This is a genomic window from Frateuria hangzhouensis (assembly GCF_026410505.1).
Classification (GTDB): domain Bacteria; phylum Pseudomonadota; class Gammaproteobacteria; order Xanthomonadales; family Rhodanobacteraceae; genus Frateuria_A; species Frateuria_A hangzhouensis.
This window is the reverse complement of the sequence record NZ_JAPMIU010000050.1, coordinates 1-289: the sequence shown is the minus strand read 5'-3', so window position 1 is coordinate 289 and position 289 is coordinate 1. Positions and strand designations below refer to the sequence as shown.

General features: G+C 70.2%; 1 pseudogene. It reads right to left on the bottom strand.

The window, feature by feature from the left end:
* Nucleotides 1-289 (bottom strand): annotated as a pseudogene (locus OSC30_RS16820) (hypothetical protein); the annotation flags it as partial.

Below are 289 nucleotides of genomic sequence, written 5' to 3'. Positions count from 1 at the left end.
GTCCTTGACGATGCGGCCGCGCGGCAGGTCCTTGCCCTGCGCCTCCAGCTCGCGCCAGCGGGCGAGCGCCTTCAGCCGGCCGAGCACGTCGGGCTTGCGGCCGGACACGCGCACCCGCTTCCACGCCTGGTTGGGATCGTTGGCGTAATTGGCGGGATCGGCGAGCCGCTCCATCTCCTGGTCCAGCCACACGCCGCGCCCGGTCTTGCGCAGCCGCTCCAGCATCTTGGGGAAGATCCTGGCGAGGTGCGTCACGTCGCCGATCGCATATTCGATCTGCCGCGCATCG